15 protein-coding genes and 1 pseudogene are annotated in these 22,562 nt (G+C 59.0%); 11 read left to right on the forward strand and 5 right to left on the reverse strand.

All coding sequences use genetic code 11. The annotated features are described in order from the left end of the window. Positions 1–88 precede the first annotated feature (88 nt). Positions 89–1,939, reverse strand: a complete 1,851-nt coding sequence (locus ACTHQS_RS00455) for a DUF262 domain-containing protein (protein ID WP_440165088.1) — start codon at positions 1,937–1,939, stop codon at positions 89–91. Positions 1,940–2,970: 1,031 nt separating this feature from the next. Between ACTHQS_RS00455 and ACTHQS_RS00460 the strand changes: the two genes are divergently transcribed. From ACTHQS_RS00460 to ACTHQS_RS00510, 11 genes and pseudogenes are all read left to right on the forward strand, one after another. Continuing rightward, the gene (locus ACTHQS_RS00460) at positions 2,971–3,642 is read left to right on the forward strand and encodes a protein NO VEIN domain-containing protein (protein ID WP_440165090.1); all 672 of its coding nucleotides are present in this window, start codon (positions 2,971–2,973) and stop codon (positions 3,640–3,642) included. A 503-nt stretch (positions 3,643–4,145) separates the two neighbouring features. After that, positions 4,146–5,627, forward strand: coding sequence for a DNA cytosine methyltransferase (locus ACTHQS_RS00465; protein WP_440165092.1), 1,482 nt, complete (start codon positions 4,146–4,148; stop codon positions 5,625–5,627). 20 nt (positions 5,628–5,647) lie between these two features. Then, the gene (locus tag ACTHQS_RS00470) at positions 5,648–7,147 is read left to right on the forward strand and encodes an ATP-binding protein (protein ID WP_440165094.1); all 1,500 of its coding nucleotides are present in this window, start codon (positions 5,648–5,650) and stop codon (positions 7,145–7,147) included. Continuing rightward, positions 7,144–9,966: a Z1 domain-containing protein gene (locus ACTHQS_RS00475; RefSeq protein WP_440165096.1), complete on the forward strand. Its 2,823-nt coding sequence runs from the start codon at positions 7,144–7,146 to the stop codon at positions 9,964–9,966. Before ACTHQS_RS00470 ends, ACTHQS_RS00475 begins: the two co-directional genes overlap by 4 nt. After that, positions 9,923–10,972 (forward strand): PD-(D/E)XK motif protein, encoded by a 1,050-nt coding sequence (locus ACTHQS_RS00480; protein ID WP_440165098.1) that lies wholly within the window; start codon positions 9,923–9,925, stop codon positions 10,970–10,972. Before ACTHQS_RS00475 ends, ACTHQS_RS00480 begins: the two co-directional genes overlap by 44 nt. Beyond that, positions 10,969–13,014: an AIPR family protein gene (locus ACTHQS_RS00485; protein WP_440165099.1), complete on the forward strand. Its 2,046-nt coding sequence runs from the start codon at positions 10,969–10,971 to the stop codon at positions 13,012–13,014. Before ACTHQS_RS00480 ends, ACTHQS_RS00485 begins: the two co-directional genes overlap by 4 nt. A 480-nt stretch (positions 13,015–13,494) precedes the next feature. After that, positions 13,495–15,024, forward strand: a complete 1,530-nt coding sequence (locus ACTHQS_RS00490) for a hypothetical protein (RefSeq protein ID WP_440165101.1) — start codon at positions 13,495–13,497, stop codon at positions 15,022–15,024. Continuing rightward, positions 15,024–15,800 (forward strand): hypothetical protein, encoded by a 777-nt coding sequence (locus tag ACTHQS_RS00495; RefSeq protein ID WP_440165103.1) that lies wholly within the window; start codon positions 15,024–15,026, stop codon positions 15,798–15,800. Before ACTHQS_RS00490 ends, ACTHQS_RS00495 begins: the two co-directional genes overlap by 1 nt. Then, positions 15,793–16,527: a hypothetical protein gene (locus tag ACTHQS_RS00500; RefSeq protein WP_440165105.1), complete on the forward strand. Its 735-nt coding sequence runs from the start codon at positions 15,793–15,795 to the stop codon at positions 16,525–16,527. Before ACTHQS_RS00495 ends, ACTHQS_RS00500 begins: the two co-directional genes overlap by 8 nt. Before the next feature lie 19 nt (positions 16,528–16,546). Next, a pseudogene (locus tag ACTHQS_RS00505) lies at positions 16,547–16,954 on the forward strand (nucleoside hydrolase); the annotation flags it as partial. Positions 16,955–17,055: 101 nt separating this feature from the next. Beyond that, the gene (locus tag ACTHQS_RS00510) at positions 17,056–17,400 is read left to right on the forward strand and encodes a hypothetical protein (protein ID WP_440165107.1); all 345 of its coding nucleotides are present in this window, start codon (positions 17,056–17,058) and stop codon (positions 17,398–17,400) included. 39 nt (positions 17,401–17,439) lie between these two features. Here ACTHQS_RS00510 and ACTHQS_RS00515 read toward each other — a convergent pair whose 3' ends face one another. The 4 genes from ACTHQS_RS00515 to ACTHQS_RS00530 all read right to left on the reverse strand — a co-directional run bounded on the left by ACTHQS_RS00515 (position 17,440) and on the right by ACTHQS_RS00530 (position 22,558). Then, entirely contained in the window at positions 17,440–18,243 is an 804-nt protein-coding gene (locus ACTHQS_RS00515; protein ID WP_440165109.1) for an alpha/beta fold hydrolase, read from the reverse strand. Positions 18,244–18,733: 490 nt separating this feature from the next. Further along, positions 18,734–19,039: a hypothetical protein gene (locus ACTHQS_RS00520; RefSeq protein WP_440165111.1), complete on the reverse strand. Its 306-nt coding sequence runs from the start codon at positions 19,037–19,039 to the stop codon at positions 18,734–18,736. A 277-nt stretch (positions 19,040–19,316) separates the two neighbouring features. Beyond that, positions 19,317–20,528, reverse strand: coding sequence for an MFS transporter (locus ACTHQS_RS00525; protein WP_440165113.1), 1,212 nt, complete (start codon positions 20,526–20,528; stop codon positions 19,317–19,319). Then, entirely contained in the window at positions 20,525–22,558 is a 2,034-nt protein-coding gene (locus tag ACTHQS_RS00530) for an aconitate hydratase (RefSeq protein ID WP_440165115.1), read from the reverse strand. Before ACTHQS_RS00530 ends, ACTHQS_RS00525 begins: the two co-directional genes overlap by 4 nt. Positions 22,559–22,562 lie beyond the last annotated feature (4 nt).

Consider the following 22,562-nt stretch of genomic DNA (forward strand, 5'->3'; position numbering starts at 1 on the left):
GGGTGGCCAGCCGCCGCGACCGGATCACTACGGTGAGACGGCGAATGCCGTTGAGGGGACCAGCTCGTCCATATTCGCCATCTGTCGTTCAGGGGATGTTCGTCGAGCCCTCAGCGGCCGCTGTGTTCCGGGGCCATACACGACAGGCAACCTCAGCGAGTTGTCTTGCTCTGGCTTGAATTGAGTTTTCGTCCCAACACTCTAGCGAACCCAGAGACTTGTTGAGTTGGAGACTGGACTCCAGGGCGAACTCGGGGCGTTTGACGTCCCATGCGAAGTTAGAAACACCTTGGTTGAACCTAGACGTTACGAGAGTGAGGTTGCCTATGCGGTGTGCAGCCGAATGACGCTGTTGCGCAGCCAGCTCAAGCTGCGCTGGGTCGTCTATGTTCAATGGCCAATGGGACTGCCACGAGGAAGGAAGGATGTGCTCAATCTGCAGTTGTTCATAATCGAACGTCGCGGGCTCTGTGCGAGGGTTCTCAAGCTGGAGGTGCTTATCGATTGCACCTAGGATGAGTCGGATCCTTTCCTGAGTGAAGGAATTGTAGAACTTGTTGTAAGCGAAAGATGAGGACACGTCATCGTCAGTTGGCCAGGCTAACCCTTGGGACGCAGAGCTCAAGTAGGCCGTGATGGCCTCAGGAATACTGCGCCCCCCACGATGCGCAGCCTGCGCAGACTTCAACACGTCCACAAAGAAGGTGCCATAGCCCCTGGTGTTTGCGCCAGTGATCATGCGTCGCATCACCCAAGACTCAATCGCGCCTACCGCACGCTCGTGATCAGAAAGTGGAAGCTCGTGGCTTGGAAGCGTGCGAAGCCACAGGAGAAGAGGCACTGCTGTCAGAACTCGAACGCGGTCCAGTTGCGCGTAGGCCTGTCTCAGGGTGGCCGACTCTGCTCGCTCTGGATGATAAACGGTTACATAGGCGGCGGCGTAATCGCTGAGTTCTTGGAGTACTGACTTAGTGGCTCGATTGTTCGTCGCCAAGTACGAACGAACCTGCCCGTACAGGTGGCCGACAGCGGCCTCCTGTCCTGAAACGGCCGTGAGCCAAGAGGATAGGAGAACGTCCCGGCGTCCACGGGCTGCGTGCCCGCTGCCCACCGTGGTCTTCCACCAGGCCTCGTCTAGCGGAGCCCAATACTGGTCATACAGTACTTCGAGTTCCTCTTCGCCACGGAGATCCCCGCGGAGAAACAGCAGATTCTTAACCAAGTCAGTTGCGGAAAGGGGAGTCTGGCGTCCGTTAAGTACTTCGAAAATTACCTGGGCGTCGTCATTGTCCTCGAGGTCTATGACCACAAGTTTGAACAGACCCAAGAACGTATCAACGATCGCGTCCAGCAGTTCGCCATCAGGATCTGCTTCGACAGCAGCTCGTGTCTGACCCGCAAAGAACGATCGTGCCGAGAGATAGAGGTGGCCAGTGCTGGAAGGAATCTCATCTGACACGGCCTCAGGCCAAACCTCGCGGTCTTTTCGCCGCGGCCACAGTTTGTACTGGTCCAGAGGTTCAATAGCCACATCGGTGGGGTTCCTTATTAGTCGTCCCATTTGCGCCGCTCGTGGGGAAGCTTTTTCCCGGAGCACGTCCAGAATTCCTCTGGCTAGAAGCTGCAGTGTGGTTAGGCGCTGCTGCCCGTCGATAACAGCCCGCTGATCCACTCCGCCGGTCGATGACGGCAGCTGCTCGCAAACAATCGCTCCCAGAAAATGAGGCGTCACTTTCCTATCGGCGCTGGCTCTAGGTTCACCCGAGGCATCGGCATGCTGCCGGGCTTGCTGCAGTCTTTCGGCTGCAGCCATCAGATCCTCATGGAGCAGCCGCCATTGGCCTTCGAGCGTCCACTCATAGTCCCGCTGAAAGGTCGGGATCACATATCTGCGTTCGAGACCAAGGACTGATTTTAAAGTTAGAGTATCTGCCTGCAATTTTCCCCCTGGTGTGTGAAATCGGAGCGGACTCGGATCCTGTGACGACTCTAGTGCCCACGTCGCGCGGAGGGTACGGAAAACCTTGGCCTACAACAAAAGGCTTTCTCGCTGAATATTTAAACGCGTCGACGCACCAAGGCCTAGCTACTCTGGGTTTTACGTCCATCGCGACGTGTCACCTGATATACAAAATCGACCATACGAAGTCGAAGTCGCATTTTGTGCAGTCTCGGCTGCCCTGATCCGAGGATTCAATGGCTATCGCTGCTGTATCCATGCCCCCAGTACGTACAAGTACTGACCGCTCCAAGGTGCAAGTCGCCGGCTCTCTTGGCATGCGGATTTCAATGTCCAGCGCAGCTATACCGCCCTTTTCCCGATGCCCAGAGGTGCGTCATGCGCCGCTCCCATCCTTGCCGCTGCCGACGGCAAGGAGCCGGTGGTCATGACGATGCACCGGGTTAAAGGCAGGGAGTTCGCCAAATTCATTCTTTTCGGCGTCAGCGACTCCAGCCTTCCAAAGAGGCACGCCATTCAGGAGCTTGCGGAAAGGGAGCGTGAGGCGCGTTGCTCGGGGAACGGTAGCGGCTCTACTTGGCTGCGACCTGCGGTCGGGACGAGTTCGTGGCGACGTGGAAGCGTAGACCTTCAGAGCTGCTCGGTGCCGTGTAGATTCAACAATTACTAAATCAGATTCACAAACAGTTGGGGGAGCAATGGCGGTCAGTGCGGAGACCAAAAAGAGCCGATGGTGGGACGCTGATGCGACGCAGCGGTACTGGATGGAACTAGTGAGTCGACCGAATTGGGGGACTGAGCTCATTTCTCCCGATGAGGGCCGATACAGCCACATGTGGGACGTCCGGGAGGGCGATGTCGTTTTTCACTGGCTCGGGGTCAGTCATGCGGGGGCTGGAAAGTCGGGAATCTACGGTCACTCGTTGGTCATCGGACGACCTGAGCCAGCCCCCGAGAACCAGTGGCGCAGCACCACGGGACCCGGCGTGCGGGTTCCATTGGGCGATTTTGTGCCCGCCGCCCCGCTCTTGTTGCGGGAGTTGGAGAATAGCGCGAGCGAGATATCCGCCATAAAGAATCAACTCGTCACTGACTACGGATCGCCCGTCTATTTCCCCTTTCAGGACGGCAGGGGAGGTTTCCGACCCAGGGAGGCGTACCTTGCGAAGGTGCCGAAGGCGGTCGTCGACATCATCGCCGGGTTGCGTCCCGAAAGCGGTTGGGGCGGCCTCGAGCAGCTGCTCGTGAGTTCACAAGCTGGGGGACGTAACGGAGTCAAGCAGGCTTACGCAGGCTTCTGTGCGGATCCGATTCTGAAGAAGGCCATCGAGATACGGGCGGTTCGTCAAGCGATAGCATACTACGCGGCCTCAGGCTTCAGTGTCGAGGACGTCGGAGCTCGCGAGTCCTACGACTTGCGAGTCATCCGCGGTGATGAAATTCGGCACGTAGAAGTGAAGGGCTCTCAGGGCCACGTCCAGAAGGTCATTCTCACCCGCAATGAGGTAACCCACGCCAATGAGTTCGATCGAACGGACTTAGTAGTCGTGGCCGACATTAGGTGGGAGCGTCGGCTCGATGGCTCGATCAGCACGGAGGACGGCGTCATGAGCGTCCACCCTGATTGGCGACCATCGCCCGAGAACCTCAAGCCGTTGAGCTATGAGTACGTCTTGGACTAATCCCGTCCCTGTATGGCGCTCGGTTGGCGACGGACGTGTCGGGTTGTGCAAGACACCCGATGCCCTAGGCATCGAGACTAGTGGGTTGCTCTCCTCAGGGCAGGAAAAGCAGTAAATATCGCCTCCAACAGATCCCTAGCCCCTGATTCCGTAAACTGGATCTGTTGGCTGGCTTTCCCCGGCATCGCGCGCTCCGCCGACCCATAAGTGGCGATGTGCAGGAGGACTTCGCCATCCATACCAGAGACTGTTTGAAACGTACATATCGACTCAGTCTTGTGCGGCTGGATGCTGCTCGAGCTGCGGGTCACTGCCTGGATCTTCACCATGCGATTGACCCTAGCGTGTGCCTGCTTGCGACTCCCACTGGCGCGCCGGCGATTCGAACCGCATGGCGCAGTTCTGTCGGTGGCTCGTAGTAAATTTATCTGGCTGGTATAGCGCTAGCTGCGTCATGGACGGTCCGTAACGACCCGTCGTCAGAACTCTGGAGGACCATTCTGTTGGGACCGATACCCATCGTAGACATTTTTGCCGGGCCGGGCGGCCTCGGGGAGGGTTTTGGAGCGCTGAAACGCAACGGCACCAACGTGTTCGAATCTGTTGCCGCCATTGAAATGGAATCCTCGGCCCATTCGACGCTCACGCTACGCCACGCTTTTCGGGATTTGGAACAGCGTGGGCAGGTCCCAGACGCTTACTATCGCTTCGCGCGTGGTGAGATCGGTTACCAAGTGCTGTCAAAGGACTCAACCATCGGGCCGGCGTTGGCGAGAGCTGCTGGCCGGGTGCACCGCCTTGAACTTGGCGAAGAGACCCGCCAAGAATCTGACGCTCTCATCAAAAAAGCACTCAGGGGACAACCCAATTGGGTTCTCGTAGGGGGGCCTCCTTGCCAGGCATACTCGCTTGTGGGGCGGTCCCGTCGAGCTAACGACGAGGCGTTCGAAGAGGACAAGAAGCACTTCCTCTACCGTGAATACCTCCATATTATTTCGACGTTTCTGCCTTCGGTCTTCGTCATGGAAAACGTCAAGGGACTTCTGTCGTCCACGCACGGCGGTCAGCCTATGTTTAAGCGCATTCTCGATGACCTGCGCAACGTGGGTGGCGAGGCGGAATACGAAATCTACTCTCTGACCAAGTCTGTTTCTCCCGAAGCCCTGCAGCCCCGTGATTTCATTATTCGGGCAGAGGATTATGGCGTACCACAGCAGCGGCATCGGGTCATCCTTCTCGGAATCAGGAAGGACTTGGGACTCACGCCCAAAACTCTCGAACGCTCAAAGACCCAAGTTACTGTGCGCGACGCCATTCATGACATGCCTTCAATTCGCTCCCGGATCTCGAAGGGAATCGATTCGACCGCGAACTGGGCTGCTCTTCGCGCTGACGCCAATGATGCCCTAGCTGAAGAAGGCATTTCACCGCTTTCCTACCTCCCCGAGCCAGGGCCGCTGGGCGATGCATTCCTCCACGCTGCTCCCAGAACCATCAGAGCGGAGGATGCAGCGGCTGAATACCGCCGCTGGATCGAAGACACTAGGCTGGGCGGTTTCGCCAGCCATGTGTCTCGCGGCCACATGGCATCTGACCTGCGGCGATATTTTTTCGCTGCCGCCTATGCTCTGAAGCACGGACGCTCACCAGTCCTTTCCGACTTTTCTGAGGGCCTCACCCCTAATCATTTGAGCGCCAGAAGCGAGAGAAAGTCGTTCGCGGACAGGTTCAAGGTGCAGGTCTGGGACAAACCCTCGTCGACGGTTGTCTCCCATATAGCAAAAGACGGGCACTACTACATCCATCCGGACCCTTGCCAGATGAGGAGCCTGTCCATACGGGAAGCGGCCAGGCTGCAGTCATTTCCGGACAACTACGTTTTTCTCGGAAACCGAACCCAGCAATACACGCAGGTAGGGAATGCGGTCCCGCCCTTTCTCGCGCATCAAATAGCCAAAATAGTCTCTGATCTGGTAACTAAGTAGGATTCTTGTTGATTGGGGGAGTGACCGCAAAGATGCGCGCCACTGAGTGGGACATAGTACAGCCAAGTGCGAGTCCAGTTTTCGAAGCGCTTCGCGCCTTCGGCTATACGCCGGAGACGTCCATCGCGGATTTGGTTGACAACAGCATCGCTGCCAAGGCCAAGAACGTTCACATCGCCTTCGTGTGGAATGAGGGGGACGCCTATGTCGTGATAAAGGATGACGGGATCGGCATGAGTGAGTCGGCGTTGATTGCCGCCATGCGTTTGGGGAGCCAAAGCCCGGTTCTCGAGCGCAAAAAAGGAGACTTAGGCCGCTTCGGATTAGGACTCAAAACAGCATCCATTGCGCAGGCACGTGAGTTCTCCGTAGTTTCGAAAGATAAAGCAGGAAAGGCGCTTGTAGTTCGCCGCTGGGACTTGGATGAAGTCCAAGATACAGGCGAATGGCGTCTCAGAAATTCGCTGCCAGGCCAAGCAGTTAGCGACATTGATTTTGCCAAAACAGGAACTGCGGTCATATGGACAAAATGCGACCGTCTCGTAGGCGATCCTGCCACTGGGTCACGCATGACAAAGGCACAGTTTCTAAGAGTCGCCGATGCCGTGTCCAATCACTTGTCAATGACATTTCACCGCTTCCTGCAGTCACCCCGCCGAGTACGAATGCACGTTAACGGATCTGAAGTCGAACCTTGGGACCCGTTTCTCACTGAAAACTCGTCCACCTATTCGCCGGGAATTGAGACTTTGCCCCTGCAGGGACACGCAATAGGTGTGACACCTTACGTTCTTCCACACAAAAGCAAGCTTGAAGTCGAAGACCATAGGCGCGCTGCGGGGATACACGGCTGGAATGCGCACCAAGGCTTCTACGTGTACCGGGAAGACCGGCTCCTAGTAGCAGGTAGTTGGTTGGGCGTGGGCGGTATGAAGGAAGAACATTCCAAACTTGCTCGGATTGCACTGGACATACCGGCTGCCCTCGACCACATGTGGCAGGTTGATGTTAGAAAATCGCAGGTGCGACCACCCGCAGCAATCGTGCGGGATCTGGAGAGGATAGGACGGGCTACCAAAGCGAAGGCCCAAGAAGTCTACCGCTTCCGTGGAAAAATGGACGCCGCCAAATCGTCGCAAAAGTTTGTTTTTGCTTGGCTTCAGCATAAAGATAGGGAAAATAACATCTCCTATCGCGTTAACCGCGACAACCCAGTAATCCGCCAGATTCTAGAGGGTGGTTCAGCCAATGCGGTGCAAATCGAGCAGCTCTTACGATTTGTGGAAGAGACCGTCCCGCTAACTCAGATTGCCGTGCACTTGGCGAGCTCTTTGGAGTCCTCGCAGCAACCTTTTGAGGAAGATACAAGCGGCCTGCGGGATCTTCTCCAATTCTCCTTTGATCGCATGCTCACGAGCGGTGCGTCCAGTCAACAAGTCCTCGAAGTACTGGCAAAAACGGAACCCTTCTCACTCCACCCAGGCATTGTCGCCGCGTTTAAGGAAAGCGTGAACTTGTGATAACCGGAAGATCTTATGTCACCAAAATGGCAACCTCCCATCTTGAATTCCTGCGTGCGCAGAAGACTTTAATCACACCGGAAGTAGTTCGTGACGCGGTGGCTCTTTTCAGCGATGGCCCGGCCAAGCACATGCCAGGCGACCTCACAGACGCTGTGGCAGAAGAGATCGCGCGTGATATCGAGACGCAGTTCAACGTTTATGTGTCTGGAGGCGGGCAACTGACCAACCCTATTGACCACGTGCCATGGCTTGACGAGCGGCGCCATTCGATTGAGTGGAAGTTCTGGGACCGTTATCGGCGATACATGATTGAGGACGAGGGCCGTCCGACCGAAGCGTTTGATAAATCTGTTGGAGATGTCACCGATCGTATCTTGGCATCTCTCGAGAATCCGCTTCGACCTGGCCGGTGGGAAAGGCGAGGACTGGTTGCTGGGCAGGTACAGTCCGGCAAGACCTCGAACTACGTGGGTTTACTCAATAAGGCACTTGACGCGGGGTACAAGCTAGTCATCGTCATGGCAGGTGCACACGACAGCCTCCGGAGCCAAACGCAACAGCGCATCAACGAGGGGGTACTTGGTTTCAACACGGCTGAAACTTTTAGTGGATCCGGCCTCAGCTCCAAGACTGGAGTTGGACTAAAAGCCGGCCCCAATCTTCTCATCAATTGTTCCACTACCGTCGAATCCAGCGGAGACTTTAAGCTGACAGTTGCCAAGCAGGCACACCAAGCAATCGGCGGAGATCCGACTGTTCTAGTCGTTAAGAAGAACGCTTCCATCCTGCGAAATGTTTACACATGGGCCACTGGTCTCCAGCACATCATTGACCCAGAGACTGGAAAAAAGATTGTGCCCGGTGTGCCCCTGCTGGTTTTGGACGATGAAGCCGACTACGCGTCAATTGATACCGCCACAAAGCCCGGTGAAAGCGAAGATGAGACCGATCCGTCAACTATCAACGGGTTGATCCGGCAAATTCTTGACACGTTTGAAAAGAGTGCATACGTAGCCTACACGGCAACTCCATTCGCCAATATTTATATCGATCCCAACGCCACTCGGACTGATATAGGGCTAGACCTGTTTCCGGAGCACTTCATCGTGCGCTTACCCGAGCCATCAAATTATTCGGGTCCAATCCGCTTCTTCGGCTTGGACGGTGACAGTGAGGCAGGCCTGGAGACGGTTGAACCGCTGCCCACCCTTCGTCCGATTCGTGATCACGAACCTTGGCTAAGGGACGGACACAAATCAGATGAAACCCCAGACGAGGAACTGCCCGAGTCGCTCAAGGATGCCATCCGAACGTTCGTACTAGCGTGCACAGTAAAACGAATGCGTGATCTTCGGACCAAGCACTCATCGATGTTGGTGCACGTAACCAGATTCAAAGACGTTCAAGTGGAAGTTGCGAGACAAGTGCAGGAATTCGTTGTGGACCTGCGCAACGCCGTTGAATACGAGGCGCCGGAAGATGCTGAATCGGCTGTCAAAGTGCTCAAGAATTTGTATCACACAGATTTTATCGACGTGACTGACGCTCTACTCGCCAACGAGGATCTTGCCGGCGAGTGCAGGCAGCTGCCACCATGGCATGAAATTGAGGGTGAGCTCCTTCGAACGCTTTTGGAAATAGAAGTCCAAGTTGTGAACGGATCGGTTAAGGATGCCTTGATGTATTCTCAGCGTCCGAACGGACTTAAAGTAATCGCTATCGGGGGCGACAAGCTTTCACGCGGTCTGACTCTTGAGGGTCTAATGGTCTCTTATTACCTCAGAGCATCCAGAATGTATGACACCCTAATGCAGATGGGACGATGGTTTGGTTATCGCCCTGGTTATCTTGACCTGTGCCGTATATACACGACCCCTCAATTGCTTACTTGGTATTCGCGAATCACTGATGCGGCGGCCAAACTGTACCGTGAATTCGAAGTAATGGGTCAATTAAATCGGACGCCACGACAGTACGGATTGAGGATCCAGCAGCATCCGGACGGCCTTATGGTCACCGCGGCTAATAAGGCGCGTCATTCTCAGAAAATGAAAGTAAGTTTTGCGGCTACTCAGTGTGAGACGCTGCTTTTTGATACACAGGAAAGCGTTCGAGTCCAGAACTGGACTGCCCTCCAAGAGCTTGCCAAGGATGTTTTCGGGCCTTCCATGAGTGCACGAGGAAGGCATGTTGAGCGTGATGTTTCGGCTGATCGCGTTCTTAATTTTCTCCGAAGCTATTCCGGTCACCGTGATTCAGGCCGAGGGTTGCCGCAACCCTTGATCGAATACATCGAGAAGTGCCTCGAACCGAGGACTTCCGAGCTTACCAATTGGACAGTCATGCTAGGCGATAAGGACGCGTCAAAGGCAGTTCCACTGGGGGAAGGTGAAATCGGCCTCTTCTCACGTACTCCGTTCCCGCAGGAACAGGCAGACGGAAAACGGTCAATCAAGCGTCTGGTAAGCCCGGGGGACGTTCTTCTCCCGCTGGATGCTGATTCTCCCGCTTGGGAAGAAGCGCTGCAGTGGGCCGTGGATCGATACATGTCTGGGGCAGCAAAACCTGGAACTAAGAAGCCGGAAAGACCGACTGCGGCTGCTGAACGGCAGGTAAGAGACAAGAGTCACGGTTTTCTTATGGTTTATCCCATCGATCCAGAATCTTTTGGCTATGAGCAGGATTCCACCCCGTTTGTAGGTTTTGCTGTATCATTTCCAGCCAGTAACAATGGGCTTTCTGTGGATTATCAAGTGAATTCAGTGTTTTGGGATGAGCTCTTTGACGACGAGGTGTCCAGTGCCGCGGCAAAGTGATCACGAAGACTTCAAGCTTGACTTCCTGTGGTCGTCCCTTGAGGCCGAAGCGGAGTATCCAGGGCTTCTAACAAGACGCCTGCCCTCTGCTCCAGACCATGATGTGTTTCTGTTTTGGGAAGGGGGCAAACAGGGCAGGAAGGGGCTCAGTGTCAGTGCCGCCGGGGTTCTGAACGATGTTGCTGCGAGACTTCCGGATGTCCTTGGGCTGGATACAGCAGTTTCAATCACCCGTTCCGGGTGGGTTGAACTGCGGATAGCAGAATCGCGCGGCGGAGCCGCGTCAGTCTTCGAGACGCTGATCGAGGACGTGCTGAGGACAGTTGGCAAAATCGAGGGACACCATTTGCTGGCGGCCGTCTGCCGACGCCTCGACTTATGGAAAGACTTTTTTGCTGTCAGTCGGGACGGCCTTAGCCTCAATCAACAGTCTGGACTCTTTGCGGAACTCACCGTTCTAGTAGATGCCATACGCCCGGCCATTGGGGAAGAAGCTGCCGCGAATGCCTGGTTCGGGCCCGAAAAGGCATTACAGGATTTCGCTGACGACCGCATTGGCATCGAAGTCAAGTCCGTCTCGTCAACCGGCCCAGCCAATGTCACAATCGCCAATGAGCGCCAGCTCGATGAACGCTTGGTTGGGGAGCTTCTCTTAGCGGTCTACAAGATGGACATCCGTGAGGCGGGGGAGGGTTTGACGCTACCGCAGAAGGTCCAATTAGTGCGTGATCAGTTCGCCGACTGGGAGTCGGCTTCGGCAGTGTTCGAAGCCAAGCTAATTCGATCCGGATACTCGGATGCCCACACGGCTAAATATCAGCATCGGCTGACAGTCAGGGGTTCATCTTGGTATCGAGTAACTGGATCCTTTCCGAGACTTACAGAGCAACATCTCCCTACTGGGGTTAGCCATGTTTCATACAAAGTGAATACCGAAGCGTGTCAGGAGTGGGCTCTAACTGCGGAAGAGGCAGTGGAAACGATAAAGAGGACTCACGAAGTATGAATCAACTTGCTGCGTTCCATGAAGATCTTCTTCAGTCGGTGAGATTGGCGGCAGAGGAAGAGGGCAATGCCGAGACTCTCGCGCACGGCTTCACGCAATACGTGACGGATTTGCTGAACGAGGCGGGAGAAGCCACAGATCCCGTAGTGGCGATGTATGGCCTCCCGAAGATGCACACCTCGGGATATGACTGGGAAGAAGAGCGGGGGCTTCTTAGTGTGTTTGGAACCCACTTTTCCGCCCTCCCGGAGGTCACGTCACTGACTAAGGCCGAGCTCACTCCGCTGATCAAGCGGCTCGTCGAATTCACCACCCGCGCAAGTATGGATCTCGCCTCCAAGGTCGACGAGTCGACCGTGCTCCATGATGTTGTTACAGAAATCAAGACAGTATGGCCGAAAGTCCGACGGCTCCGACTAATCATCTTGAGTAACTCCCGGCTGAGAACGACCCTGCCCTCGGTAGACCCAGTACGCGACAAAGAGACGATCGTCGAAATTTGGGACGTCGAGCGAATCCAAAAGTTGGCAACTTCAGGCAACACCCAAGAGCCCGTGTCGGTGAACCTTCCGGATTTCGGCATGGAAGGACTTCCATTCCTCGGTCCCAACGGATCCCGCGAATACCAGTCCTACTTGGCCATAGTTCCAGGCCGGGTATTGGCTGATATCTACAGCGAGTACGGACCGAGGCTCTTGGAACTTAATGTGCGATCTTTCCTTCAGACCAGAGGAAAGATCAATAAAGGAATTCAGGCGACGATCAGCCAAGAGCCCAGTCGATTTCTGGCCTACAACAACGGTTTGTCCATGACCGCCTCCAGCGTTGACATGAAGACAGTCAGCGGTCAACGAGTCATCACGCGACTTCATGACATTCAGATCGTCAATGGTGGACAGACAACTGCGTCGTTGTACCACGCCTTGGCCGGGGGTAATACTGACCTAGACAAAATCGAGGTCCAAGTGAAACTTACTGTGGTGGACCACGCGGTTCGTGAAGACTTGGCTCCAAAAATCTCGGAATACTCCAACTCCCAAAACCCGGTGAGAATGGCTGACTTCACAGCCAATGACGTTTTCCACGTTGAGCTGGAGAAGCACTCACGGGTTACGTGGGCGCCGAGCGCTGAGGGCACAAACATCATGACGCGCTGGTTCTTTGAGCGGGCCCGGGGACAATATGCCGACGCGGTCGCCCGGGAGCGAACACCTGCAGCACAGAGGAAGTTCAAGAGTGAACATCCGGTAAGCCAGAAGCTGCTTAAAACAGATATCGCCAAGTATGAGAACACCTGGTCACAGTTGCCGTACTTGGTGAGTCTGGGAGCCGAAAAGAACTTCAATGAGTTCCTGCAGCGCCGAAGGGAAACCAACGCCAACCTGATACCGGACGAGGAGTATTTCCGTCGAGTAGTCGGTAAGGCAATCCTTTGGAGGAGGACTGAGGCGGCCGTGACCAAGCTTCAGTTGGGCGGGTATCGTGCTGCCACAGTTGCCTACACCTTGGCTCTCCTTTCCAATAAGACGGCCCAAAGGATCGACCTGGCCAAGCTCTGGCAACGGCAGGACCTTCCAGAGGACCTGTTGCAGGCTGTTCTCGACTTAGCTCCTTTGGTTTACGAGCGAATCCTGGGCACCGCAGGAACGCGTAACGTCACAGAGTGGGCGAAGAAAAAGGAATGCTGGGAGGCGGTCCAAAGCATCGACTGGACAGCCCCCGCAACACTCGTCACACTCCCCATTAGACAAACAGGATCCAAAGCGACGGCGGAAACTCCTGATGATGTTGGTCCCAAATCGGTGGAAGAGAATGAAGCGATGAAGGTTGTATGCGCGGTAAGGGGCGAGGCATGGAAGAGCCTTTCTACTTGGGCCAAGCAAACTGACAATCTAGCCTCGTGGCAGCGAAGCATCGCATTCAGCATCGGTCGAGTCTTGGACTCGGATCGAAAACCCTCAGTCAAACAAGCCGTGCAAGGACAAAAAATCTTGATCGAGGCAACCCGCCTCGGCTTCGACCTTGAAACCGCGGGTGGATGATGCAACAGTGCGGAACCGCTGTAGTTCTAAGTCGAAAACTAAATAGTGATTCACCGCTCGCGGGCTTCACGTCGCGTATGGGAAAAGAAATCAAGGATGTATAGCGCAGGTACCTTTCCTCAGTGGAGATTCGTCGAGCATCACCCCGAAGCCAAGTCACGGGACCCGCTGCAATCTGAACTGCTCAACCAAGAGTCGTTTCGGCCAGCCGACGCACTAGTACGGGAGAGCATTCAGAATTCGCTTGATGCGAGCGTCCCTGGCGTGGAAAAGGTCCGGGTACGGATTTACGTGTCGGGAGCCACCGGAGCGCTCAGCAAAGATGAGGCCGCCCCCTACTTTCAAGGATTCTGGCCTCACGTCCAAGAATGCGAAAATGGCGGCCAAGTTGCTTCGGATCTCGCTGAAGGACCTTGCCGGTTTGTCGTCATCGAAGATTTTGGGACCATTGGCCTAACTGGGGACCCCGCGGCGACGCGGGTGCCTGAAGGAGCATCCAATAACTACTATTACTTTCTCCGTGCGGAGGGAATCTCACAAAAGCAGTCAGCCAGTCTTGGCAGGTGGGGAGTCGGCAAGTACGTCTTCCCCAAGTCAAGTGGAGTAAACGCATTCCTTGCCTACACCAAGCGTTTCGACGACGACGGACCTGGGCTGCTGGTGGGGCAGGCAGTGCTGATGAACCACAGCTTGGGCGACAAGGACTACGATCCGGATGGTTGGTGGGCGAAGCCTGGCCCTGGCGTGCAAATGCCGATTACAGATGCAAACGTTGTCGAGGCTGCGACACGGAGATGGAACGTGTCTAGGGGCAACGAGTCTGGCGTAAGCATCGTCATCCCTTATGTTGACGCGAAGCTCACAGCCAAGGATTTTGTGACCTCGGTCATCCGTGCCTATTTCGGTGCCATACTCGCGGACCGGCTTGAAGTTGAGGTGGAAGCACCTGACGACACAGCCTCCATCCTGCTTACTGCTGCGAATGTTCTCCAATTGGCAGAGACCTTCTTTGACGGCGACGAACGCGAAAAGGTTGTCAGTGAGATTCAGCTTATGGCGGCTAGGGCGAGCATCCCGGAAGGGCGCCGGTTTACGGTAAAAAGAGTTGCCGCCCGAGCAGGTGAAGGCTGGTCGGGCGCGACCATCGATGGCGAAACTGCCGCGGTCATGCACAAGGAGCTCGAAGCAGGACATGCCGTGCAGGTGACAGTTCCTGTCGAGCTGCGAATCAAGGGCGCTAACGGAGAAACTCTGGCGGATTCCTACCTACAGGTGCTTTTGCAACAGAACGAATCGTTGAGGCAGAAGCCGCTCTTCATGCGCGGAGGCATCATTGTGTCCGAGGCCTCGCGTTTTCCAATTGCTGGTGTGCGGGCCATCTGCATTGTTGAAGAAAGCGCTCTCACAAAGATGTTAGGTGACGCGGAGAATCCCGCCCACACGACGTGGACGGCGAATGACAAGATCCGTTCACGGTACGTTCGCGGCGGTGATCTGCTGGCCATAGTGAAAACCGCGCCACACAAGATATATGAACTTGTGATGGATTTCGCTGCGGAAGAGCAGCGTATTGTTTTTGCTGATATTTTCGCCGTGCCCTTGGCAGACGCCGGACGCAAAAAGAAAAAGACCGTGGCATCTGGAGGTAGGAAGCCAGGTGGCAGGCAGGGGCCTGGTGGCCCCAGAACCCAACCGCTAACACATGTGGAACGCGAAGAACAGGGAGGGTTCTCAATCGTCCCGACTGCGATCGCCGCGGCTGGAGGCCTGAAACGAGTCGAGGTCGCGCTGGGTTACGAAACTAGACGTGGCGACGCATTGGCCAAATGGAGGAAGGAAGACTTTGATTTGGCCACATTCACTCCCACAATCGTAGGTGGGAAAATTGAGAAGCAGCTTGGGAATTTGCTGACAGCAGTCGTTGAAGATCCCGTGGAATTCAAACTTACAGTCTTGGGGTTCGATATGAATAGGGATCTTAACATCAGGGCAAGGGGGCTCTCCAAGTAATGACGACACTGAATTTTACTGGCAGGCGTGAGCTGGACAGGTCTCGGATTCAGCTGCGAGTCCGTCAGGATGAAGGCAAAGTCCTCCTCGACGTCATATCGCTAGGACTCGAAGGCCTAGACCTCCCGGGGGCAGCTGAAGTTACTGTCGAGGCTTATCGGCAAACAACGAAAGAACGCATACGTTGCGGTACCGTTGACCTCATCCAGCCTCGACAAGACGTGCTTCTCGAATCCTTTGATCTAGTGGATAACATCCAACTAAGGGTCCGAATAGTTGGAACCGAGGGAGATACTCGGGGCAAGATTCTCGCCGTTGCTGATCGTCTTCGCGGCGCAACGGAGGACGACCAAGACTCCGCCCCTCTTTTGAAATTGCAGCGCATGGAACTCGGCAATCTTGTGTGGAAATTCGACATAGACAACGGCCCGATCCTGTATGTCAACAAACGCCTGACGGACCACGACTCAGTGGTTAACTCGCTCCACTTCAAGGCATTGGTGCTCCCTGAATTTGTCCGCCGAGTTGCAATTTGGGTCGCTAGGAATATAGATGACTCTGACGATCCCAACTCCACCCTGAGCCATTGGATCAGCTACTTCGACAGCATCGGAGTGGACCTTAGCGCCCTGGATGAATTCGAGGTAGATGACCAGAGCTACAACGACATGGTAGAAACTTGGGCGGCCGAATGCGCATCAACATTTGCAACCTTGGTTGCGTCCTTGGACATGCTGAATGCGGCCGTTCCCGGTGAGGACGACTTTCATGAGTGAGATCCGCCGGTTTACCGAAGCTGGACTTATCGAAGTACGGGAGTTCCTGAACCAGCTGCGTCAAGGAGCGGAGCCAGACATCGAGGAGCTGCTTTTGAGCGAAGCATACAGCGTCCAGATGGTGGCAGACATCGACTACGCGGTAACGGCGTTCGAGGATCGACAGGAAGCAGCGGAGTACTTCCAAACACTTCTCGATCCGCTGACTGCCAGTTACCCGGACCTGGAATTGGATGCAGGATTGTGGACGTGGCTGTCCATCAAATGGCTAAGCTTCCTTGCTCCCGTTGACCCCTCCACAGGCGAACGTGTTGTGCGCCAAACAGAACGCTATGTGCTTACTCCCCATAGTTACCAGACCTATTATCGGCACTATCTATCGGGCCCGTACCGGATCTTGAAGGCGCACCGGGACGATGTTTCGCGGGTGCGGGCTGTTCTTGCAACGCCTGTAACGAGTCCGGGCGAGGTTGTCGAGCAGATTGCGTCCAAGCAAGACATCATCAGTAACCCATCGCTGATGGCAGCCGTCACCGCCCTATATGTTGATCCGGTCACCAACCGTTTGAAGCGGGGGTCAGGCGGCAGCGGCGGAGGCTCTCCCCGCCGGTTGTCAGAAGTCTTGTACCAGTTCGACCAGACATGGGACACCTCGGCTATGGATCCGATCGAAATACTCGCCCTACTGCCTACAGAATTCGATCGGTTTAAGCCAGGCGCTAGCTAGGAATCTGGCTGCTTATCTACATTTGCTGGAGGAGCCGCACCGGCAGGAGCTGCTGGCCTCTGCTGCGCCGGTGCCGCGGGCGCTGGGGGAGATGCTGGGCTACTACTTCCGGTTCTACGAGGGCATCTATGGCCGACCCTGCTCGGCGATGCACGATCCCCTGGCGGCGGCGCTCGCCGTCGATGCTGTTACGCCGGCGCTTGCACCCGTGGTGCGTGCCGCCGTCGACACCTCCGACGGGTCGGGCCGCGGGCAGACTGTGTGCGAAATGCGCGGGCTGTACGCGGGCTACCCGGAGGTGAAGGGGGCGCGGTGCCGCGTGGTCCTCTCGCTGGAGGGAGACTTCGCCCCGCACCTGGTCGACACGCTGCTGGACCACTTCGAAGGCACGACGGCGGCACTCGCAGAGGCAGCTTCGGCCGCCTGAGGCTTGTGGCGCGGGCATGGCGGGACCATGGCCTCTACCCTCCCGGACTCCGCTTCGCGAGACTGGCGGCAGGACCACGGGAAGCAGGGAGGTGGCGGGCGGTGGATCGCTGGGACTTGGGAATCGCCGGACTGGGACTGCTCGCGGCCATGTCATTGGCCTTCGGCCTGGTGGCCCGTTTAATCGTGGGCAGGGGGATGTCACGCTGGCTGTGGCTCTATGCGGCGGCCGGGTACTTCGTGGCGGGCATTCTGGTCAGTGAAGTCTGGTTTGGCTGGGCGACGGGGGAGGAGCTCCAGCCGAATATCGATGGCCTGTCCTTCGACGAGGTGCAGCTGGTAACCCTCGCCGGCCTCATCGCAGCCGTGGCTGCCAGGATCGTGCTGCGGAAGAGGGCACGCGCCAAGGGCGTTCGGCAGGCCGCACCACCGGGCGCCGCACACTGAACCAGCAGCAGCAAACAAGGAGCTTGCGGCGTGCCGGGCCTATAGGCTCTGGGACCCGGAGTGCAGCCGCTGCCCCTCGGGCCGTCCCTCGGCGGATGCCCAGTGCCGGCGCAGCGCCTCCGCCAGCCGTCCGGGTTCCGTCCGGTGCGGCGGGTCGAAGTGGTGGCGCCCGGGGAAGACCTCCAGGTGGAAGTCGGGAAAGAAGACCCGCGCCAGCCGGGCCGCCACCTCGCCAAAATCATCCGGATGGCTGAGGCCGCCGAGGGCGAAGAACACCGGCTTGCTGAAGGCGGCAAGCTTCGACCTGTCCAGGTCGTAGTCCTTGAAGGTCTGCATGAAGGCCCTGATCCCGGCCGGCCGCTTGGCCATCCACGGCGGTGGGGGACCCGCCTCCGGCGGCGGCAGGACGACGTCGGGCCTGACCTGCAGCCTCATGAACGCCGGCATGTACTGCTCCGGCGGGAGGGCGTCCAGCTCCCCGAACTTCTTCCAATGCTCCGCGTAGGCGGGGCTCCAATCCCAGTTCCCTGCCCACGCCGGCTCCAGCAAGGCCAGGCTCTGCAGCCGGTCCGGGTGCTTGGCAGCCAACGCCAAGGCCGCCGCGCCGCCGCCGGAATAGCCCAGGAGATGGAAGGTCTCCCAGCCCAGGGCGTCGGCTTCCCTGAGGACTCCGTCCACCTCGGTGTCCAGGCTCCACCCCGGGGGCACGTTATCGCCCTTGTACAGTTCCAGCTCCTTGGCAACGGCATGCACGCCCGGGCCCAGCGCCTCAATCAGGCGCCCATAGGCAAGCTCCGCGGGGAGCACTGAACCAGGAAGCAGGATGACCCGAATCGGTTCCATGCAAGAACCATACGCCGGTGCGGGCGGGGAAGCTGCTGGCCGTTCGAAGGCACGACGGCGGCGCTCGCCTCAGCAGGTTCCGCCGCCTGATGCCAGGCAACGCTGGCCGGGGACGTGCTGGCGCACGGCGGGGTGAACGCGTGTAAGGCGGTGGGGAGACGTCCCAGTTGATTGTTGAGCGTGGCAAGCAAGGTGGTGCCGCCGTCGTCCTTTATCTCCAGGGGCGCGGAGGCGTCGTCTTGCCGAAGTCGATATGGCTCACTCTTTTGCCGGTGCTGTAGGTTGGCCCACCCCCTAAAGTGCCTACTGGCGGCGGTTGGCCAGCTGGACGAAGGTCCAGGCGAACTTGAAGATCACAGAGGCGACGGCGAACTGGACCAGGGCCGACGCGCGAGGAAGAGCCCCGGCCGGTGGCCAGGGCTCTTCCTATGATCGGAAAGAGGAAAGACAGCTACGTGTGCTGTGGCTCGATCCTTATCGCTCGCGCGTACTAGTTGTTGACGATGCGAACTGGACCGGTGGCGGCGTCGCAGACGGTTACCGCGTTGCCGGTGGCATCCACTGCTTCGCCGAGAACGGCGATCGAGCCAATGTCGGCGACATCGCAGAGATTTGCTGCGACACTGGCGGCGACATTTACGTCAACAGCATCCTCGACGGTGATATCGCCGACAGTGACGTTCACGAGGCCATCATTCAATGTGTTGTTGTTTGCTGCCTGGGAAGGTCCGGCAACGGCGCCCATCAGGAACAGGCTTCCAGCGGCTGCGACGGTGGCTTTCTTCAGAACTGACATAGTTTCGCTCCCTTGATATCGGCCCTTGTACCCCTATCCGGCAGCCCATTGTTAACTCTTGGGCTGCTGAAGGCCGCGCTGATGCATGGCGCAGGGGATCGGGCGTCTCTGTGGTTGCTTCTTTTGGCATCCGCCGCTTCGGCGGGGGAAGGCGGTTCAACCGGCTAGGCGCCCAAATGTCGCTTTGGTTGCGATGGGCTTAGGCCTTGGGAAGGCCCGGGTCAAACATCTGTGTTGCGCTTCCATTAACCACGCTAAAGCTAAGTATGCTTAGCAGTCAAGGGGAGCGCAGCCCCTTTTCCAAACGAAAAGCGACCAGCGACGCGGCCGCCCCGGCTGCCGCGGCCGCCGCGGCGAGGGTCCAGCCAACGGCCGGCGGAAACTGGGAGAACACCACCCCGAACAGCAACGGCCCCAGCGTCCCGCCGATGTACGTTCCGCTCTGCGTGATCCCCGTCGCCTGGACCGTAAACCGATGCGCCGTACGCGAAACCACGTAGTGGGCCAGGCCGTTCCACCCCCAGCCCAGCCCGAACGCCACCACGGCCCCGGCCGCATACGCAACCGTGGACCCGGACGCCATGCCCAGCAACCCCAGGCTCCCGGCCCCCATCATCAGCGCCACCGTGGCCATCGAACCGCCGATCCCACGGTCCGCCGCGATCCCCACCAGCGGGCGGGCCAGGATCCCGGCCACACTCGCCGCGCCCAGCAGCAGGCCCGCGCCGACGGCATCGAACCCCGCCTGCACAGCCATGGTGACAGTAAACGCCCCCACCACATTGGCCTGCCCGGCCCCCAGCGCGCTGGCCACCGCCGTCGCGAACAGGAACTGCTTCAGCCGCCGGGGGAGCGGCTCCCTGCCAGCCCTGCCGGAGCGGCGGGCGACAGGGGCGCCGCGCGGGAGGGTGCGCAGGAGCACCGGCACCAGAGCCGCCGCCAGCAGCGCCGCCAGCGCAAACGTCCAGGCCCACCCCACGGTGAGCGCGAACACCGGAACCGACAGTCCGGCGGTGAGCGTCGCCGTCGGAATGGCCGCCTGCTTGAGGCCGAACGAAAAGGCGCGGTTGCGCACCGCCACCTGGTCCACGATCAGGCCGTTGGACAGCGGATGGATCAGCGCGTTCGCCGCGCCGGCGACACCCAACCAGACGATCAGCCACGCCCAGTGCGGCGTGACAAACGCGATCCCGCCCAGCGCCACAAACCCCAGCCCGACGGCGAGCGGCACCCCGCGGCGGAGTCCCAGCCCGCCCGCCACAAACCCCGCCGGGGCGGACAGCAGTGCCGACACCGCCCAGAACGCGGCCACCGCGGCACCCAGCGCGGACGGCGTCATGCCCAGGTCCTGCTCGAGCTGGACCGCCAGCCCGCCCACCAGGAAGACCGGCAGCACCGCCACCACAGTGGTCAACGCAGCGATGGCCGTGGCCCGGTGCCCCGGCCGGCGCACAGGGTTCCGGACAGGTTCGACGGCGGCCCGACTCACCGGGCGGAGCGGCCCGGCGAGATGCCAGCCGCGTCGTCCTGGACGACGTCGTCACCCGCCAACATCGACCGGCCGCCGGCCCGCACCTGGGCCAGCAGGCCGCCGGCGGTGAGCACGGCACGTTCGGCAGGCGAGAAATCGAGGCCCAGCACCAGCCCCGTGTCACCGTCCACCCGGGCGGTGACGGAACCGGCGCCACTGGCCACTGCGTCGGCAAGCCCCTCGATCACCCACCGCTGCCCGGTTGAACTGTGTACCCCGGTAGAGCTCGGCTGCCCGGTCGAGCTGTCCGAATCGGCAGGCAGGACCAGCGGCACAATCCCGGCCGCGATCAGGTTGCGGCGGTGGATCCGGGCATAGCTGCGGGCGGCGACCACCCGGACGCCCAGGTGCAGCGGGATCAACGCGGCATGCTCCCGCGACGAGCCCTGCCCGTAGTTCTCCCCGCCCACGATGATCCCGCCGCCCCATTTGAGCGCACGGTCGTGGAAGCCGGGGTCCAGGCGGCGGAACATGAACCGGGCGCAGACGGCGATGTTGGACCACACCGACATGGCAATCGCGCCGTCCGGGGCCATGTCACCGGTGGAGATGTCATCCCCGACGGCGGTCAGCACCCGGGCGTCCAGGTCAGCCGGCAGCGGGGTGGGCTGCGGCGGCGGGACCAGGTTGCTGCCCCGCTCAATCTCGATAGCGCGGCGCGTCTCCAGCGGCAGGACGCCGGCGATGTGCAGGTCGTGGACTTCCGGATGCGGAGCAGTGGCAGGGCGAAGCACGCCGCGGCTGACCGTGGAGGCGTCCACGATGGCGCCTTCCAGCGCGCTGGCGGCGGCGGTCGACGGCGAACACAGGTACACAGCGTCCTCCGCCGTGCCGCTGCGGCCGGGGAAGTTGCGGTTGAAGGTGCGCAGCGACGGCGCACCCTCCGTGGGTGCCTGGCCGATGCCCACGCAGGGGCCGCACACCGGCTCGAGCATCCGAGCCCCGGCCTGCATCAAGTCCTCATAAACCCCGGAGGCGATGATGGTCTGCAGGATCTGCCGTGATCCGGGTGTCACCGTGAGCTGGACGGAGGGATGGACAGTGTGTCCCTTAAGGATGGCCGCCACGGTGGCCAGGTCCTCGTAGGAGCTGTTCACGGAGGAACCGACGCAGACCTGCACCACCTCGGTGCGCGGCAGCTCGGACACCGGACGAACGTTGCCCGGGGAATGCGGAAGCGCCACCAGCGGAACCAGGGCCGAGAGATCAAGCCGCTCGTCGTCGTCGTACGTGGCTCCCGCGTCCGCCGCCAGGGGGACGAACTGGTCCCCGCGGCGCTGGGCCCGCAGCCAGGCGCGGGTCTGCTCATCGGAGGGGAAGATGGCCGTGGCGGCACCGGTTTCGATGATCATGTTGCAGATGGTGGCGCGCGCGGAGACGGACAGCGACGCCACGCCCTCGCCGTAGAACTCGAACACCTTCCCGCGGCCGCCGCGCACGCCGTGGCGGCGCAGCAGCTCCAGCACCACGTCCTTGGCTTCGGCATTGGATCCCAGCGTGCCCGTCAGTTCAACGCCCACGACGGCGGGGCACACAAAGTCGAAGCCGTAGCCGGCCATCGCCACGGCCACCTCCAGCCCGCCGGCGCCGAGCGCGAACATGCCCAGGGCACCCGCCGTCGAGGTGTGGGAATCCGCGCCCACCAGCACCTGGCCCGGTTGGGAGAAATGCTCCAGGTGGATGTAGTGGGATATGCCGTGCCCGGCGGGGGAGTAGCGCAGCCCGTGGCGGGCGGAGAAGGTGCGCAGGTAGTGGTGGTCCTGCATGTTCTTGTCGTCGATCTGCAGGACGTTGTGGTCCACATACATGACCGCCAGCGGCACCGCGATGGAATCCACGCCGAGCATCTCGAACTGCATGGCCGTCATGGTTCCGGTGGCGTCCTCGATGAGGATCTGGTCCACGGCGATGGTGATGTCGGCGCCGGGGGTCAACTCGCCGGCGGCGAGGTGGCTGGCCAGGATCTTGTGAGTCAGTGTCTCGGGCATTGCG

Origin of the sequence: Arthrobacter sp. SAFR-044 (assembly GCF_051965175.1) — a bacterium.
Classification (GTDB): domain Bacteria; phylum Actinomycetota; class Actinomycetes; order Actinomycetales; family Micrococcaceae; genus Arthrobacter.